Source organism: Desulfovibrio fairfieldensis (assembly GCF_001553605.1).
GTDB lineage: Bacteria > Desulfobacterota > Desulfovibrionia > Desulfovibrionales > Desulfovibrionaceae > Desulfovibrio > Desulfovibrio fairfieldensis.
Genome location: NZ_CP014229.1, coordinates 3,431,764 through 3,448,546, shown reverse-complemented (window position 1 = coordinate 3,448,546; position 16,783 = coordinate 3,431,764). Strand labels below are relative to the sequence as shown.

Below are 16,783 nucleotides of genomic sequence, written 5' to 3'. Positions count from 1 at the left end.
TTTCAGCGTTGCCCGGCTCCGGCTGCCTCCCGGCTTCTTCGGACTTGCGGCCTCCTTTTTTCAACCTCTCGATATCAGCACCGCCTTTACCGCGAAGAACGCCGCTTCCCGGAGGATGCGCGGCGCTCCCCCCGGCCGGGAAGCAGCGCGTCGCCGTCGCCGTCGCGCAGGAACAGAAAAACCAGGGAGGCCAGCAGGGTGACGCCGCCGACCGTGAGAAAGGTTTCATGAAAATGGTCCAGCAGCGACCCCGGCGCAAGGGCGTTGAACAAGCGCAGCACCGCCGTGCTGCTGGCCACGCCGAAGCTGATCGAAAGCTGCTGGGTGACGGCGAGCAGGCTGTTGCCGGTACTGACATGTTCCTGGGCGAGATCCCCCAGGGTGATGCTGTTCATGGCCGTGAACTGCGTGGACATGGCCATGCCCAGCAGGATCATGGGCAGGATCAGCATCCAGAGGGGCAGCGAGGGGGTCTGGAGTGAGAACTGGGCGATCATCAGGCCGATGCAGGCGGTGACCCCCACCAGGGTGTTGCGGTAGCCGAAGCGGCGCAGCACGCGCACGGCAAATGTTTTGGCCGTGAGGGAGCCCAGGGCCATGGGGGCCATCATCATACCGGCGGTCAGAGCCGGGTGGCCCAGCCCCACCTGGAGCATGAGCGGCATGAGATAGGGCATGCAGCCCGTGCCCAGCCTGGAAACCACATTGCCCGCGATGCCCACGCGGAAGGTGTGGATGCGAAAAACGCCCAGGCGGATCAGGGGAGCCTGGTTGCGCCGGGCGTGCCGGGCGTACAGCGTCAGAAGCGCCACACCGGCGAGCAGCAGAAAGGGAGCCAGGCATTTTGACTCCGCACGGCCACCGAAAAGCTCCAGGCCGCCGGAAAACAGAGCCAGCCCGAGACCGAAAAAAGCGAACCCCGTGAAATCAAACGGCCCGTGCGGCCCTGTGAACTGGGGCATAATCCGCCAGGCATAAAGCATGCCCGCCAGGCCCACCGGGATGTTGATCAGAAAAATCCAGTGCCACCCGGCATAGGTCACCAGAGCGCCGCCCAGCAGCGGTCCGACCACCGGCCCCACCAGTCCCGGAATGCTGATGAAGTTGAGCACGGCCACCAGTTTCTCGCGCGGAAAGGCCCGCAACACGGCCAGCCGGGCCACGGGCATCATCATGGCCCCGCCGATGCCCTGGATCACGCGCGAAAGCACCAGCATGGGCAGGCTGCCGGACAGGGCGCAGGAAAGGGACCCCAACACGAAGAGGGCCACCGCGAACAGAAAGACGTTGCGGGTGCCGAAGCGGTCCGCGAACCAGCCGCTCGCGGGGATCAACAGGGCCACGGTCAGGGTGTAGCCGACCACGGTCATCTGCATGGCCAGGGGCGACTCGCCGAGGCTTTCGGCAATGGCCGGCAAGGCGGTGTTCAGGATAGTGGCATCCAGAGCCTGCATGAAAAAGGCCGCGGCCGCGATCAGGGGCAAACCGGCCATGCCGCCGGGGGAAATTCTCATACGCTGTCTCCGCCCATTACGGGCCCCCGGTATCTGAGACAAACACGAACGCCCTGCTGAACGCCAGCAGAGCACCCCGCCCAAGGATTTGCAAGCAAATCCTTGGGCGGGTCAGCGTCATCAGCGTTTATTTGCTCCGGGACCGCGGCAGGCCGGGCTTCCGCCGGAGCTCACGGCGGTGCGCGGCTACAGCCCCAGCATGGCGTAAATGGCCGCCATATCCAGATTCGCCTCCACCGCGTCGGCCAGGCGGTCCAGCTCCGGCCCCAGGCTGTAGGCGACCCCGGTGCGCGGCGCAAGGCCCCGCTCCCGGCGCAGCCGGTTCAGAAAGGCATGGCGGAAGGCGTCCGCATCGAAAACCCCGTGCAGGTAGGTGCCCCAAACCCGCACCGTGCCGTCGGCGCCGGGCAGGCCCCAGCCCAGCGTCCGCCCTGCCTCGTCCGTCATGACCGGCGTCAGCGGCATTCGCGGCGCGCAGGCCGCATCGCGCCGCTCTTCCGCCGGGACGCTGCGCCCGTGGTGGATTTCATAGCCCCGCACCGCCAGCTCCTCTCCGGCCAGCGCGGTCAGAGCCCGGCCGACGGTCCGGCGCAACAGTTTCGCGCCGCCCAGTTCCGTGCTCAGCGGCAACAGGTTCAGGCCCGGCTCCAGGCCGCCCTCCTCCAGGCCCAGCGGGTCGGCAATGCTTTGCCCCAGCATCTGCAGGCCGCCGCAAATGCCGACCAGCGCCCCCCGGCTCCGGCAACGCTCCGCATAGCCGCACAGGGCCTCTGCCAAGCCCGTCCGGCGCAGAAAACGCATGTCCGCAATGCTGTTCTTGCTGCCCGGCAGAATCACGGCATCCGGCGCGCCCAGCTCGTCGGCGTGCCGCACAATGCGCAGGCGCACGTCCGCCTCGGCCCGCAGGGCGTCCAGGTCGGTGAAGTTGCTGATATGGGGCAGGTCCACCAGGGCGATATCCAGGCAGTCCGGCGCAGCGGGCCTGTCCCCGTCCGCCGCGTCCAGGCCCGGCGTGATCCCCAGCTTGAAGCTGACGGAATCCTCCTCCGGCAGGCGCAGATCCTCGAGCATGGGCACCACGCCCAGAAAAGGACGGCGCGTCCGGCGGCTCACCGCCTCCAGGGCCGGGTCCAGCAGGGAGGCGTCGCCCCGGAACTTGTTCAGCACATACCCGGCCACGCGCGCCCGGTCGGCCCGGCCCAGCAGGCTCATGGTGCCCACCAGGGAGGCAAAGGCCCCGCCCCGGTCGATGTCCGCCACCAGCAGCACACGCGCCTCGGCATGGCGGGCCATGCGCATGTTCACGATGTCGTGAGCCCTGAGATTGATTTCCGCCGGGCTGCCCGCGCCCTCCAGAACCATGACGTCCATGCCCGAGGACAGCTCGCGGTAGGCGCGGCGCACGGCCTTCCAGGCCTCGGGCTTGTAACGCAGATACGCGCCCACCCGCATCTGGCCCACGGGACGGCCCAGCACAATGACCTGGGAACCCACATGGGAAGTGGGTTTGAGCAGCACCGGATTCATGCGCGCGTCGGCGGGCAGGCCGCAGGCCACGGCCTGCAGGGCCTGGGCCCGGCCCATTTCCTCGCCCTGTTCGGTCACAAAGGAATTGAGGGCCATGTTCTGGGCCTTGAAGGGCGCCACTCTCAGCCCACGGCGGGCCAGCAGGCGGCAGACGGCGGCGGCGAGCAGGCTTTTGCCCGCGTTGGAGCAGGTGCCCTGGAGCATCAGGGCCGGCACGGCGGCTTTGGCCGAGACGGGTGCCGGAGCCGCATCCGGCGCGCAAAAAGAGGGTCGCATGCCTCTTTCCTTACCCGCATGCGCGGGCGGGAGCAAGAAAACTTGCAGGCTCTTGCCGCATCCTTTATATAAGGAAAGTCGTAAGAACAGATCGCAACCTCTGCACGGAGGCCGCATGAAACGTGTTCTACTCTGGATTCTGGGCATCGTGATCGTGCTGGGCGTGGCCGGGGCCATCCTGCTCGGCCGCATCGACACGCAATTCGTGGTCAATCAGATCGCTGACGCCACGGCCAAGGCCACCGGCAAACCTCTGGTCTTCGCCAGCGCGCCGAGCCTGTCCCTGCTGCCGCCCGGCGTGAAATTCGGGCAGGCCGGTTGGGGCGAGATCAAGGACGGCCAGGGCCTTGCCGTGTCCGTCAAAAGCGGCATGGTGGAGCTGGAACTGGCCCCGCTGCTCTCCGGCAACCTGGTGGTGCGCGAGGTGCGCCTGGACAATCCCGTGCTGGAAGTGCGCGAGGGCAAGGCCGTGTCCGGACAAGATGCGCCGGCGGCCGCTCCCGCCGCTTCCCCCGTTTCCGGCGCCCAGGCCGGAGCCGTCGCGCCTTCCGATGAGCTGCCCGTGGAACTGATGCGCCTCGTGGTGCGCCAGGGCGAAGTGCGCTATGTGGACGCCCGGGGCGTTCATCTGGAGATCAAGGACCTCAATCTTTCCGTGGAAAATCTGCGCCGCCGCGAAGAAGCCGGCATGCAGTGCGATTTTTCCTTTGATCTCAAAGAGGACCAAAAGGCCGTCCTGGCCGGCAATCTGGCTCTGGACGCCAAGCTGCGCTATTACGCGCCGCATCTGACCTTCCGCCAGATTTCCCTGACCTTCACGCCCCTGGGCGGCCTGTTGCCCAAGGAGGCCGGGCCCGCGCAACTGGTCTGCGAAGGGGCGCTCAATCTCCAGACCCAAAGCCTGCGCCTGGCCACGGCCCGGCTGAGCACGCCCCAGGCCCGCCTGACCCTCGGCGGCGAGGCCACCCTGACGCCCCAGGCCTTCAAGGGCACCGTGAGCCTGGAAGGTTCGCCGCGCAAGCTGGCCGCCCTGGCCGGGCAGACGCTCAAGCCCTCGGACAACGACGTGCTGAGCTTCAAAAGCGTTCTGGAATACGCGGACGACACCCTGCATCTGCGCCAGATCGTCATGCAGCTGGACGACATTCCGGTGCGCGGGGACCTGAGCTTGGCCCTGGGCACACCCTTGGCCATATCCGGCGGCATCCAGACCGGTATGATCAATCTGGACAAGTACCTGCCCCTGCCCCAAAACGGCACATCCACCGCGCCGGCCCGCAAAGCGGCTGAAGGCAAGGCCCAGGGCGGAGCGTCGTCCGGGAGTTCCGCGCAGTCCACCCAGTCCGTGCAAAACCGGCCCGGCGTGAATCTGCGCGCGGCTCTGGCCGGAGTGCGCCAGGGCAAACTGAGCGTCACGGACATCGCCTTTATTCTCAAGGGTGAAAAAAACCGCTACACCGTCACCTCCTTGAGCTGCGCCCTGGGCAGCGGCGGCAGCATCAAGGGGTCGGCCGTTGCTGATCTGCCGAGCAAGGCATACAGTCTCAAGGCTACGGCAGCGGGCGTCAATGTGGGCGGCCTGCTGGAAGCTCTGGGCAAGGGCCGTCCGGTGGACGGCGTCGCAGCGCTGGACGTGGACCTGAGCATGCGCGGCGCGGACGCCAAGGCCATGCTGGCCGGGCTCAACGGCCGGGGCGTGCTGGAAGTGCGCAACATGCATCTCGAGGCCATGTCCGCCCTGCCTCAGAACGTGCCGGGCCTGACCGGCAAAAAAGGCGCGGTGCCCGACCGCTTTGATCTGGTGCGCGTGCCTTTCACGGCCCGCAACGGCGAAGTGACGGCCCAGCCCATCACGGTCAGCTCCGCCGGGCTCAACGCCTCGGGCCGGGCCCTGGCCAGCCTGCCGCGCGAATACCTGGACGCCACGGCGGACATCAAAACCCTGGGAATGACCATTCCCGTGGTGGCCAAGGGGCCCTTCAGCAATATTTCCTACGGCGTCGACCCCAAATTCGCCCTGGATATGGCGAGAAAACTGCCTGGCGCGTTGCTGGACGGCGGCAAGGCGGCGGGAGGCGCGACCCGGAACGGCGCGGAGGGTGCGGGCGGCGTGATGAAAAAAGGCCTTGAGGGCGCGGGCGGGCTGATGCGCGGGCTTTTCGGCAAATAGCGGCGTGCGGCCTGCGGGAGCGAGCGCGGGACTTCGGGCCCCGCTCCGGGAAAGCCGGGTTTGCCTTTTCCCGGCCCGAGGCTAAAGATTTTTTTTAGCCGACCGTTGAGAATGCTAATGTCTCATTGGAAAAATTAGACACACAAAACCCGTTAGGGTTTTGCGGCGGCATAGCCGCCGGAGTCAGCGAAAAACCACGTTTTTTCGCAATCAGGCACGAGAAGCGGCCCACCGAGGGCAGGCCCAGTCCCGTTGGCGACGGATGCCGACGCGGGTGGACGATAGTCATGGATTGAGCGTACAGGCGGCAAAGTATGTACTTATTAATAGGTCTTGCCATCGTTGCGGCCTCGGTGTTTACCGGCTACACCCTGGCCCACGGCGAATGGGGCGTACTTTTCCAGCCTGCGGAATTCATCATTATTCTGGGGTGTGGCCTGGGCGCGTTCTTTGGTTCCCAGACCAAGTACACTTTCAGCCTGATCGTCAAAAGCCTGAAGCATCTGTTCGCGGACCCCGGCTCCAGCAAATCGCGCTATCTGGAAACCCTGGCCCTGCTTTACGCGCTGTTTTCCAAGATGCACCGCGAAGGCGTCATCAGTATTGAAAGCGACGTGGAAAAGCCGGAAGCCAGTCCCATTTTCAGCAAATACCCCAACGTGTCCAAGGACACCAGGATCGTCAACTTCATCGGCGACACCCTGCGCGTCTACCTGACCACCGGCGACCCGGCGGACATCGACAGCCTCATGGACGTGGACATCGCCACCATGCGCGAGGAAGGCATTCTGCCCGCCCATGCCGTGAGCCACATGGCCGAATCCATGCCGGGCATGGGCATCGTGGCCTGCGTGCTGGGCGTGGTGCTGGCCATGGGCAAGATCAACGAGCCCCCGGAAGTGCTGGGCCACTACATCGGCGCGGCCCTGGTGGGCACGTTTTTCGGCATTCTCTGTTGTTACGGCCTGTTCGGCCCCATGGGCGCCAAGCTGGAAAACTTTGTCTCCGAGGAACATTTTTATTATCATTCCATCAAGGAGGCCGTGGCCGCCGCCATTCGCGGGTCCACCCCCCTGATCGCCGTGGAATACGGCCGCCGGACCATTCCCTATCCGTTCCGGCCCACGTTCGCGGAAATGGAAGAAAAGCTCAAAAACGGCTAGCCCCGAGCCCGGCCGCTCTTCCCGCCGTCGGCGGGAGCCGAGTCCACAGCCGGGCGCGTCCCGGCTTTTGCTTTTTATCGTGAGGAAAAATTATGAGCAGCGCCTGGAAAGTCGCGTACGCCGACTTTGTGACGGCCATGATGGCCTTCTTTCTTCTGCTCTGGGTGCTCAACATGGTGCCCCCGGAGACCAGGGCCGGCCTTGCCGCCTATTTCAGCGGCGAGCGCAACTTTGATTCCAGCTCCACCTCGCCGGTGTCCAACAACCCCTTTATCCAGAACACCGATAAAATCGACACCAGGGATCTCAAGATCAATGAAGTGGAAAAATCCCACTACGCCATTGCCCAGAAAATCAAACAGATGCTCATGGCCGATGCCGTGCCGCAGAGTTCCTCGGGCATCAGCGCCGACGACGTGGGCGTGCAGCTGCGTGTCAATTCCGACGTGATGTTCAAGGCCGGTTCCGTGGATTTTCTGCCTGAAGGCGAAAAAGTGCTGGGCAGCGTCTTGCAGATTCTGAAGGAATACAATCTCTATCTGGTGGTGCGCGGCCATGCCGACAGTACCGAGGCCAGGCCGCCCTATGCCTCGGCCTGGGAGCTCTCCGGCGCCCGAGCCGCGGCGGTGCTGCACTATCTGGCCGACCACGGCGTCAAGCCCACCCGCCTGCGCGGCGTGGCCTACGGCGACACGCGCCCGCTCAAGCCCGGCATCGACGAGGAAAGCCGGGCCGTCAACCGACGGGTGGAGTTTTTTTTCCACCGGCCCGAGGTGATGTCCTACAGCGTCGTGTATTAAGGAAGCGCTGATTAATGGTCTTTTTGCCCTCTGCCCGCGTCCGGTTCACTCCGTGCGAAGGTCGAATATGTTTGGATATACTCCCTCCGCCCGCAGTTCGCCGCCCTTGGCAGAGAACAAAAATTTTCATTAATCAGTGCTTCCTTAAGCGTCTGAAAAAGCAAAGGACCGACAGATGTCGGTCCTTTGCTTTTTCTCATTCACAACTGACGCCCGATGAGTTCCAAACTCACCGCCTACACAAACGAGAGGCTCTGTCCGGGGCGCATGGCAATGCAGTCGCAGGCGGGGCAGACCTCGGCCAGCCGGGCCTGGAAGTCCGCGGCGCTCTGGGCCAGCACCGGGAAGGTCCCCCAGTGCATGGGAATGACGGACTTGCAACCCAGCAGTTTACAGGCCATGGCCGCCTGGCGGGCGTCCATGGTGAACACGCCGCCGATGGGCAGCAGGGCCACATCAATATGGTAGAGTTGTCCCCAGAGTTCCATGCCGCTGAAAATGCAGGTGTCGCCCGCGTGGTAGACGACAAGGCCGTCGGGCATCTCAATAATGTAGCCCGCGGGGGCTCCGGAATCGCTGGAATGGAAGGCCTGGGTCATGGTGGCCCTGATGCCCTTGCATTCCATGGTGCCGCCCATGTTGAAGCCGATGCCGTTGAGGATCTGGGCCTGGGGCACGCCCGCCTCCATCAGCTTGTCCGCCGTGCCCACGATGGCCCCGAGCATGGCCCCGGTTTTGCGGCAGATGTTCACGGAATCGCCCACATGGTCTCCGTGGTCGTGGGTAATCAGCACCATGTCCACAGGGCCCAGACTTTCCGCGTTCACTCCGGAAGCGGGCGTAAAAAAGGGATCAATAACCACATGCGCCTGCGGGGCGCTGATCTTGAAGGCCGAATGGCCGTACCAGGTAATCTCGCTCATAGTTTTGCCTCGTAATATTATGCGTCAGCCCAGCGCCCCAGAGAGTGCGCCAGGCCCAGTTGATCGAAAATCCGCCCGCTGGTCTGAAGAAGCAGATCCTCCAGGCTTTGCGGACGCAGGTAAAAACCAGGGGAAAAGGGCATGATCACGGCCCCGGCCTCGCGTAGGGTCAGCATATTGCGCAGATGCACGCTGGAAAGCGGACTTTCACGCGTCACCAACACCAGGCGCAGGCCTTCCTTGAGGGCCACGTCGCCCGCGCGCTGAAGCAGATTGCGGGTGGCGCCGGAGGCCAGCGCGCCCAGCGTGCTCATGGAACAGGGCACGACGAGCATGGCGGCGGGTTCCGCGCCGTGCCACCAGGAACCGCTGGCCGGACCGGCGGCCAGATTGTCCGGCTCATAAACATAGTCGGCACAGGCGGTCAGCAGTTCCGGCCCTGCCCCGCACTCGGCCCGCAGAACCGCATGCGCGCCTTCTGAGACAACGCAATGGGTCCGCACGCCGGGCATGGCGGCCAGAGCGCGCAACACGCACAAAGCCAGAGGCATGCCGCTGGCCCCGCTGACCCCCACCAGAATGTCGCGCATGCTTTTGTTCTCCTTGCCGTTCATTACAGCGCAAACTCTACGCCGCCCGCGTGCCGCGGAAGCCGTTGGCGGGTCTTGGAGCCGTAGGGATACCGACAGCAATGCTAAAACGCGGTTTAGCGCGGCTGTCGATGCCCGTAAGCGCTTTTGGGCTAACGGGCGCGGAGTCAACTCACGCGGCCGCCGGAGCAATTCACTCCTTTCAACCGTGAATTGCTCTAATCCGCCTATTTTTCCCACAAAAGCGGCGAACTGGCAAATGCGGCCCGCGATGTCCGGCGTGGGCTGCCCTGACCGGCGGGCATGCCTTGACAGAGCCGGATACAAAGCATATCAAGAATACCCTGTGCGCTCGTAGCTCAGTTGGATAGAGCGTTGGCCTCCGGAGCCAAAGGCCGTGAGTTCGAATCTCGCCGGGCGCACCAAAATTCAAGGCGGTCAGCTTACAGAGCTGACCGCCTTTCTTTCAGGGCTGAAGCGGGGCCTGCGGATTCTCCGCGAAAAACGCGGATGTCTACAAAAAATATCCTGTCCGCGCAGGGCCGCCAGACACGCTTTCCAGAGGCAGATCTTCGCTGATCCGCCGCCAGTTCCGGCTTTCCGCCAGGGCCTCTTCGGCCAGGTCACGCAAAGCCACATAACTCTCCGCCAGGCTGAAACGGTCCGTATCAACGACGCGATCGGCCCGCAACGGCTCGTCAAAAGCGTCGGAAACGCCGGTCAGCAAATCCATCTCGCCGCGCGCGGCCCGTGCATAAAAGCCCTTGGTATCCCGTTCCACCAGAGTGTTCAGCGAGCAGCGCACCCAGACTTCGCGGTAAAGAGGAATCTCGTCGCGGTTTTTCTGGCGCATGCATTCATACGGCGTGATGGCCGCCACAATGCAGATCTTGCCCTGGGCATGCCTCTGCAGCACGTGTTCACGCATGGCGTCGATATTGCGCAGGCGGTCCTCGGGACGAAAACCGCTGAAGCCGAAGCGGCGGCGGAAGCAATCGCCGTCAATGAATTCGACCTCATGGCCCCGCGTTTCCAGATACAGGCGCAACAGTGACCCCAGGGTGGTTTTGCCGCTGCCGGAGAGCCCCAGCAACCAGATAACAGGCATCATGCGAACCTCGCTTTAGGGTGGCGGCCCGGCATGCAGCCGCGTACCGTCGTGATCGGAACGTACATATCTGTTCCGCAGTAATGCAAAAAACCGGCCAATGCTTGTCTTTTGCGGCAAAGCGCCCCGTCCGGTTTTCTATCGGAAAAAGCGAAGGAAATTTTGACAGCCCGCGCGCCAGGCGGACGCTATACATCCTGGGCGAGACCGGACTTTCACCCCTCTCTGGAGCATGCAACACGTAAAATACGCGTTTGCGGCGAGAAAGCCCTTTTATTCGCATTTCATGACGGGAGTTGCAGGCAAAGCCCTGCGGAGCAATTCGCGCATGAGACGCGCTGACGGTTCAAGAGTATTTTGCGTTTGATATATTGCACATTTCAAACGGTACGCCGCCCGCGTGCCGCGGAAGCGGTAGCCGTTGGCGAGTCTTCGAGTCATACGGATACCGACAGCAATGCTAAAACGCGGTTTAGCGCGGCTGTCGATGCCCGTAAGCCCTTCGTGGCCTAACGGGCACGGCGCCGCCTCCGGTCGCTTTCTTGCACTTGGGCGCGGGTGCCCGCTCACGCGCCCACCAGAGTAATTCACTCATTTCAATCGTGAGTTGCTCCAGAACCCGACATTGCGAAAAAAATAACTTGACAAAAACGGCGACACGACAAAAACTACTTTCAGGTCTTGTTTGAATATACAAACAAGACCTTTCCCCAAGCAATTAAAAATTTCCGGCATGGCCGCTCCCAATGGCAAGGGAGGGAGCGGCCAACGCGCCGGGAACGGAAGAAACGGCGAGGGCCGCGTCAGTCGCGCGGTTCCGCCTGGAGCATGAATTCCACATGCTCCTCACAGTCCGGGCACTGCACGGGCGTCTCCTTGAGAACGCCTTTGCGCGCGGCATAGACAAAGGGGAAGATGGCGTTCAGCGCCATCATGCACAAATTGCCGCTTTTGCCCTTATCCAGCAGCGGGCCGTCAAAATAGACGGCATCGCCCACGGCGTAGAGAGGGCAGCCCGAACGGACGACCACGGCTTTGATTCTGCTTTCTTCCATATAGACCTCCTTGGCATATGGGCGGTCCGTATTCGCCCGGCAGCGAATGCGGACCGCCCGCCGTTTTCCGGCAAGACCGGCTTTTTTCATAGCGGCAGGCACCCTTTCGTACCGGCCACAGTATACGCCCACCGCGCCCGACGGGCTATCCGGAATTGCAGCGGTGCCTTAGGGCCTGCTAACGCCATAGAATTTTTGTTCGCCTGCAAGGAAGATAAACCTGCTTTGAGGGAGTGTACTCTTCTGGTACTCGACCGAAAAAGCAGGTGAAATCTGACGCGGCAGGAGGGCAAAAAGGCATAGCGTTAACAGGCCCTAACAGGCCCCAGAGCAGTTTAGCGTTTAACGTTAAGCTGCTCCAAAAGCCCGCGGTCCTTTTCCCTGAACGGCTCTGACCGGGACGGCCCGACTGCGGCCGGGTGTGGCAAGGCAAGCGGCTCTTTTGGGCCTGAACGCTGCCATGACAAACAGCCCCACGCACTGCGCAGGGCTGTTTGCACAAAAAAGGAACCCCCCGGCATAGCCGGGGGTTCTTCATATGCGCCTGTAAGGCTTTCTTACCAGCTGCGCCCTAGCAGGCGCTCTTGCGATCTGACATTTGCATTTCTGTTACTTGCGGCCCGTAAACGGGCTCCTTGGGTAGGGTAGGCTCAACTGATCGCCAAGTTTATCCGACTCCAGCTGATGCTTGATGTAATCCTGAATCTTGGCCTTATTCTTGCCCACTGTATCGACGTAATACCCACGGCACCAAAATTCTCGATTGCGGTATTTGAACTTCAAATCCCCAAATTGTTCATAGATCATGAGACTACTCTTACCCTTCAGATAGCCCATAAAACTCGACACACTCATTTTGGGGGGAATCTCAAGCAGCATGTGGATGTGGTCTGGGCAACATTCTGCCTCCACTATTTTTACATCCTTCCATTCGCACAACTTGCGCAGAATTTCGCCAATGGCGCGCTTCTTTTCACCATAGAACACCTGGCGGCGATATTTAGGCGCAAAAACAATGTGATATTTGCAGTTCCACCTTGTGTGGGCTAAACTTTTGGCGTCACCCATCGTGACCTCCTTTTGATTTGTTGACTCGCAGTTGCCAGACCGCGAGACTTTTTAACAAATCAAAAGGAGTTTTACTGACATGGGCAAAGCTGTAAGCTTTTTAGAACCCCCCGCCTAGCGGGGGGTTTTCTCCATACAAAAAAAGAGGGTCAGCTTTGGACTGACCCTCTTGAACTAGCTGGCGGAGCGGAAGGGACTCGAACCCTCGGCCTCCGGCGTGACAGGCCGGCGTTATAACCGTCTTAACTACCGCTCCGTGGTGGGCAGTACAGGACTTGAACCTGTGACCCCCGCCGTGTGAAGGCGGTGCTCTACCAGCTGAGCTAACTGCCCTCGTCGGGAGACATTTAAGTATGCGAAACAGGCTCCAGAGTCAAGCGGAATTCATCGAGTAAAAAAATTTTTACAAAAACAAAATATTAACTCATTAATTTTAAACAATAATTTTTTAAAAGCTCGCGCGAATGCCGCACCTCGACTTGCGGGGCGGTTTGCGGAGTGATAGAGCTTAATCAATGACTCAGGGGTAACGGACAGCACAATGAAATTCCCATGGAAACAACTCAGAGCGGCCGCGTTATGCGGCTGTATGCTTTTGGCGGCCCAAAGCGTTTTGGCCCGTGTGGTGGACGGCAACAACATTATGGATCAGCGCATGAGCGAGAACCTCTGCGCCATTACCTTTGATGACGGCCCCTCGCGCAATACGCCCCAGCTTCTGGACATGCTCGACCAGTACGGCATCCCGGCCACTTTTTTTCTGCTGGGCAAGCAGGCTGAACTTCATCCGGGCATCGTCCGGCGCATCGTGGCCGAAGGCCATGAAATAGGCAATCACTCCTATTCCCATCCCAACCTCCGCTTGCTGTCATCGGAGCGCAAGGACGAGGAAATCCGCCGTACCGACGCCATTCTGCGTTCCCTGGGGGCCACGCCGCTTTTCCTGCGGCCGCCCTACGGCGCGTTTGACCACAACACCGTGGAAACCGCCGAGTCTCTGGGCCTTTCCGTGGTACTCTGGTCCCTGGACAGCCGCGACTGGAAAGGCCTGCCTCCGGACTACGCCAAACTGCGCAGCACGCGTGGCTATGCCTATCCCACAGGCTCGTTGCGCGGCATCTTTCTCTTTCATGATACACACAAAAGCACGGTGGACGATCTGCCCCGGATCATTGCGGACTTGCGCGCGGGCGGCTGCCAGCGTTTCGTGACCGTGAGCGAATACCTGGAAGGCGTGCTGGACCCGGAACCCGGCCTGCTGATGACCCGGCGGCCCGTGGGCGGAGAGCCGGGCCAGATGCCTCTGGCGGCCCGTCATACTGTAGAGGGCGTGGAAGAATCCGCGGAACTGCCGCCGACCCGCGGCTGGCCGGCGGGAACGGGTCCGCTGCCTCTGGCCCGCAGCAGCAAGCCCTGGCAGCCCGAAAGCAATGCCGCGCCTTTCAGCGGGCAGGCCCTGGACCAGCATGAACGGGGCGGCGCCTCGCCGCAGTCGACCCTGCCCACAGGGCTGTCCTTGCGTCCCTCGCCCCGCCCCGGCGCACCGGCGCCGCTTTCGTAACAGCCGACCGAGACTGACGCATAAAAGGCCGTCCCTGTTATTCGGGGACGGCCTTTTCCACACCCGGAGGCTACGGGGAATGAACGCCCCTCTCCGCTTCAGGATAATCTGTTTCTGAAATCCGCATAGCCGAACTCGCGCAGCAGGCGGAAGCGGTTCTCCCCACTCGCGTTCCCGGCCTTGCAGATGCCGATGGACGGCAGGCGCAGGCCGTTGAAGGTCGTGGTCTTGACCATGCTGTAAATGGCCATGTCCCCGAATACCAGACGCTGCCCGGCTTCCAGGGGCGCGGCAAAGCCGTATTCGCCGATCACGTCTCCGGCCAGGCAGGACTTGCCCGCCAGGCGGCAGGTCCAGGCCCGTTCACCGGCGGCCCCGGCGCGCGCGGTCGCGCCCTCATGGCGGTAAAAGACCTCCGGCCTGTAGGGCATCTCCAGCACATCGGGCATGTGGCAGGCGGCGGAAACGTCCAGCACGGCCACGGGCATGTCGGCCATGACCACATCCAGCACCGTGGCCGTAAGCCAGCCGGCGTTAAGGGCCACGGCCTCGCCCGGCTCCAGATAGATCCGGGCGTCATAGCGTTGACGCCAGCGCGTCAGGCAGGCGCAGAGCAGGTCCAGATCATAGCCCGGCTTGGTAATGTGATGCCCGCCGCCCATGTTGATCCAGCGGCAAGCGGGTAAATACGGCCCGAATTTTTTCTCCACGGCGTCCAGGGTACGGGCCAGGGCGTCGGCCCCCTGCTCGCAGAGAGTATGAAAATGCAGGCCGGAAATGCCCTCCAGGTCGGCGGGGTCGAAATGGCGCTGGCGGATGCCTAGACGCGACCCCGGCGAACAGGGATCATAGATGGGCACAGCGCCCTCGGAATGCTCGGGGTTGAGGCGCAGGCCGCACTCTATGGGATTTTCTGCGCGGCGCGCGCGGTTGCGCGCTTCGATGACGGGCCGGAATTGCCGCCACTGAGCCGGGGAATTGAAGACAATATGGTCCGCCAGATCCAGCAGCTCGACGATTTCCGCCTCAGTCCAGGCAGCGGCAAAAGCGTGCACTTCACCGCCGAACTCCTCCCGCCCCAGGCGCGCCTCGTCCACGGAGCTGGCGCAAACGCCCCAGAGAGGTCCCGTTCCCGTGCGCGAGAGCAGCGGAAAGGTGGCCCAGGCCGCATAACCCTTGAGGGCCAGCAGAATCTTCGCGCCGGTGCGGCGCTGCACCTCGTCCAGAATGGCGGCGTTGGCCGCCAGGCGCGCCTCGTCCAGCACGAAGCAGGGGGAAGGGACAGGGGTTTCGTCCGAAAAAAGGAAGTCCAGGCAGTCCATGTATGTTCCTTTGCAGCGGCACCTTGCGTCCGCGCCGCAGTCAGGCTTTTTAGAGAAGAGAAACGCGGGCTTGTCTCCTGCTCCCTGGCTATCGCGGCCTACGGGCGCCGACGCTTAGACCGCCCCCTGCCGCACGCCAGACCGACGGCCATCGATAAATCGGGGAGCCACTTCGCCAGAAGTTGACGCGCGGCGATTCCGGGGCGCAGCTCGCCATGCGAGCAAGACCCGTTATACGCCGCGTTGTCGCGTTACGTTGTTAGGGGGGTGATCCGGGGGGAATGCAAAGGGGGCCTCGGAGGGGGCGCAGCCCCCTAACAGGCCCCCTTGCCGCACGCCGCGTAGGCGGCTCAAACGCCGGCGGGCGGGAAATCTCCGTGCCCAAAGGGCACCCATACCGCCAGGCCCCGCTCTTCCAGGTCTGGATATAAACGCCGCCCTGACGGCCTTATCCAACTCTACTCCATTTCCACACACTGCCACGGCAGCCCGTAGACGTTCAGATCCGCCATGAAGGGATCAGGGTCAAACTGCTCCATATTCCAGACGCCGGGCTCGCGCCACTTGCCTTCCACGATCATCTTGGCGCCGATCATGGCGGGCACGCCCGTGGTATAGGAAATGGCCTGGGAACCCACCTCGGCATAGCAGGCTTCGTGGTCGCAGATATTGTAGACGTAAACGGTCTTTTCCTTGCCGTCCTTGACGCCGCGCATGAGGTCGCCGATGCAGGTCTTGCCCCTGGTCAGCGGGCCCAGGGAGGACGGGTCGGGCAGCAGGGCCGAAAGGAACTGGATGGGCACGATCTCCCGACCCTGGAAGCGCACCGGGTCGATGCGGGTCATGCCCACATTGCCGAGCACCTTGAGGTGGTTGAGATAGTTGTCCGAAAAGGTCATCCAGAAACGTGCCCGGCGGATGCCCTTGAGGTTCCGCACCAGGGATTCCAGCTCCTCATGGTACATGAGGTAACATTTCTTTGTGCCGATGCCGTCCGGAAAGTCGTAGTTCATGGACCAGGCCAGGGGGTCGGTTTCCACCCATTCGCCGCGCTCCCAGTAGCGGCCCGGCGCCGTGACTTCCCGAATGTTGATTTCCGGATTGAAATTGGTGGCAAAGGGCTGGCCGTGATCCCCGGCGTTGCAGTCGATAATATCCAGCACGCGCACTTCGTCCAGTTCGTGCTTCAGGGCCCAGGCCGCGAAAACATTGGTCACGCCCGGGTCAAAGCCCGAACCCAACAGGGCCGTGAGCCCGGCTTCGCGGAAGCGGTCGGCATAGGCCCACTGCCACTTGTATTCAAACTTGGCCGTGTCCAGGGGCTCGTAATTGGCCGTATCCAGATAGTGCACGCCGCATTCCAGGCAGGCGTCCATAATGTGCAGATCCTGATACGGCAGGGCGAGATTGCAGACCAGATCCGGCTTGACCTGCCGGATCAGCCGGCAGAGTTCCGGCACGTTGTCCGCGTCCACCTGGGCGGTGTCGATGTCCACGCCCGTGCGGGCCTTGACGCTGCGCGCCACGTCCGTGCAGCGGGACAGCGTGCGGCTGGCCAGGGTGATCCACTCGAACACGCCAGTTTCCTTGGCCGCCTGGGCGCACTTGTGGGCTACCACGCTGCCCACGCCGCCCGCGCCGATGATCAGGATCTTCGCCATATCTGCTCCTTCTTTCTCCAAATGATAACGCCGTCGGAGACCCGA

13 protein-coding genes and 3 tRNA genes are annotated in these 16,783 nt (G+C 62.5%); 5 read left to right on the top strand and 11 right to left on the bottom strand.

Annotated elements, in window-relative coordinates; all coding sequences use genetic code 11:
* Positions 1 to 86: 86 nt before the first annotated feature.
* Positions 87 to 1,514 carry a DHA2 family efflux MFS transporter permease subunit gene (locus tag AXF13_RS14535; RefSeq protein WP_062254320.1) on the bottom strand — a complete coding sequence of 476 codons (1,428 nt, stop codon included), beginning with the start codon at positions 1,512 to 1,514 and terminating at the stop codon, positions 87 to 89.
* Between the two features lie 186 nt (positions 1,515 to 1,700).
* On the bottom strand, positions 1,701 to 3,317 hold the full coding sequence (locus AXF13_RS14530) for a cobyric acid synthase (protein WP_062254318.1): 1,617 nt from the start codon (positions 3,315 to 3,317) through the stop codon (positions 1,701 to 1,703).
* A 115-nt stretch (positions 3,318 to 3,432) separates the two neighbouring features.
* On the opposite strand from AXF13_RS14530, the gene AXF13_RS14525 reads away from it, so the two are divergent.
* From AXF13_RS14525 to AXF13_RS14515, 3 genes are all read left to right on the top strand, one after another.
* Positions 3,433 to 5,487: an AsmA family protein gene (locus AXF13_RS14525; protein WP_062254316.1), complete on the top strand. Its 2,055-nt coding sequence runs from the start codon at positions 3,433 to 3,435 to the stop codon at positions 5,485 to 5,487.
* Positions 5,488 to 5,801: 314 nt separating this feature from the next.
* Complete coding sequence (gene motA, locus AXF13_RS14520) at positions 5,802 to 6,650, top strand: flagellar motor stator protein MotA (protein ID WP_008682633.1); 849 nt, start codon at positions 5,802 to 5,804, stop codon at positions 6,648 to 6,650.
* Positions 6,651 to 6,742: 92 nt separating this feature from the next.
* Positions 6,743 to 7,450, top strand: coding sequence for an OmpA/MotB family protein (locus AXF13_RS14515; RefSeq protein ID WP_008682636.1), 708 nt, complete (start codon positions 6,743 to 6,745; stop codon positions 7,448 to 7,450).
* A 236-nt stretch (positions 7,451 to 7,686) separates the two neighbouring features.
* Here AXF13_RS14515 and AXF13_RS14510 read toward each other — a convergent pair whose 3' ends face one another.
* Positions 7,687 to 8,373 (bottom strand): metal-dependent hydrolase, encoded by a 687-nt coding sequence (locus AXF13_RS14510; protein ID WP_062254314.1) that lies wholly within the window; start codon positions 8,371 to 8,373, stop codon positions 7,687 to 7,689.
* Between the two features lie 17 nt (positions 8,374 to 8,390).
* The gene (locus AXF13_RS14505; RefSeq protein WP_062254939.1) at positions 8,391 to 8,963 is read right to left on the bottom strand and encodes a UbiX family flavin prenyltransferase; all 573 of its coding nucleotides are present in this window, start codon (positions 8,961 to 8,963) and stop codon (positions 8,391 to 8,393) included.
* A 348-nt stretch (positions 8,964 to 9,311) separates the two neighbouring features.
* On the opposite strand from AXF13_RS14505, the gene AXF13_RS14500 reads away from it, so the two are divergent.
* Positions 9,312 to 9,388 (top strand) — tRNA-Arg (locus AXF13_RS14500).
* Positions 9,389 to 9,477: 89 nt separating this feature from the next.
* Here the strand turns inward: AXF13_RS14500 and AXF13_RS14495 are convergent.
* From AXF13_RS14495 to AXF13_RS14475, 5 genes are all read right to left on the bottom strand, one after another.
* Positions 9,478 to 10,074: an adenylyl-sulfate kinase gene (locus AXF13_RS14495; RefSeq protein ID WP_008682641.1), complete on the bottom strand. Its 597-nt coding sequence runs from the start codon at positions 10,072 to 10,074 to the stop codon at positions 9,478 to 9,480.
* Between the two features lie 800 nt (positions 10,075 to 10,874).
* Entirely contained in the window at positions 10,875 to 11,126 is a 252-nt protein-coding gene (locus AXF13_RS14490; protein WP_008682643.1) for a TIGR04076 family protein, read from the bottom strand.
* Positions 11,127 to 11,735: 609 nt separating this feature from the next.
* Complete coding sequence (gene tnpA / locus AXF13_RS14485; protein ID WP_062251401.1) at positions 11,736 to 12,194, bottom strand: IS200/IS605 family transposase; 459 nt, start codon at positions 12,192 to 12,194, stop codon at positions 11,736 to 11,738.
* 179 nt (positions 12,195 to 12,373) lie between these two features.
* Positions 12,374 to 12,450 (bottom strand) — tRNA-Asp (locus tag AXF13_RS14480).
* Position 12,451: 1 nt separating this feature from the next.
* Positions 12,452 to 12,527, bottom strand: a tRNA-Val gene (locus tag AXF13_RS14475).
* A 256-nt stretch (positions 12,528 to 12,783) separates the two neighbouring features.
* Here AXF13_RS14475 and AXF13_RS14470 point away from each other — a divergent pair.
* Positions 12,784 to 13,755 carry a polysaccharide deacetylase family protein gene (locus AXF13_RS14470; protein ID WP_223299939.1) on the top strand — a complete coding sequence of 324 codons (972 nt, stop codon included), beginning with the start codon at positions 12,784 to 12,786 and terminating at the stop codon, positions 13,753 to 13,755.
* Between the two features lie 98 nt (positions 13,756 to 13,853).
* Here AXF13_RS14470 and nspC read toward each other — a convergent pair whose 3' ends face one another.
* Positions 13,854 to 15,077 carry a carboxynorspermidine decarboxylase gene (gene nspC, locus AXF13_RS14465; protein ID WP_062254310.1) on the bottom strand — a complete coding sequence of 408 codons (1,224 nt, stop codon included), beginning with the start codon at positions 15,075 to 15,077 and terminating at the stop codon, positions 13,854 to 13,856.
* Between the two features lie 458 nt (positions 15,078 to 15,535).
* The gene (locus AXF13_RS14460; RefSeq protein ID WP_062254308.1) at positions 15,536 to 16,738 is read right to left on the bottom strand and encodes a saccharopine dehydrogenase family protein; all 1,203 of its coding nucleotides are present in this window, start codon (positions 16,736 to 16,738) and stop codon (positions 15,536 to 15,538) included.
* Positions 16,739 to 16,783 lie beyond the last annotated feature (45 nt).